Source organism: Bartonella sp. MR168JLCBS (assembly GCF_042194175.1).
The window spans coordinates 1-538 of sequence record NZ_JBHIMP010000620.1 but is presented as its reverse complement, the minus strand read 5'-3'; the positions used below and the strand labels follow the sequence as shown (position 1 = coordinate 538).

General features: G+C 40.3%; 1 protein-coding gene. It reads left to right on the top strand.

Annotated elements, in window-relative coordinates; all coding sequences use genetic code 11:
- Window positions 1-538, top strand: a 538-nt coding sequence (locus ACFIK8_RS13050; RefSeq protein WP_375669664.1) for a helicase-related protein, incomplete at both ends; no start/stop codon positions are given.

Genomic DNA, 538 nt, shown 5'->3' with positions numbered 1-538 from the left:
TCTGTAAACTGACCCCTTTTACGCGTCAAACTTTATTCTTTTCCGCAACAATGGCACCGGAAATTACAAAATTAACAAAGCAATTTTTACATTTTCCGGTAACTGTTGAAGTTACAAAAGCATCCTCAACAGCCACTACAATTACACAGCAGCTCGTCAAATCTGGAAATAAATCATGGGATAAAAGAGCTGTTTTGCGAGAACTTATCCACAATGAAGGCGATGAGCTCAAAAATGCTATTATTTTCTGTAATCGAAAGAGAGATATCTCTGAACTTTTTAGATCGCTCGTCAGACATAATTTTAGTGTAGGCGCACTTCATGGCGATATGGATCAATATTCGCGCATGAGCACATTAGCCGATTTCAAAGACAATAAACTCACACTTCTTGTCGCCTCTGATGTTGCCGCACGTGGACTTGATATTCCAGCTGTAAGTCATGTCTTCAACTATGACGTTCCTACACATGCTGAAGACTACATTCATCGAATTGGTCGTACAGGACGTGCGAATCGGAGCGGAAAAGCTTTTACGAT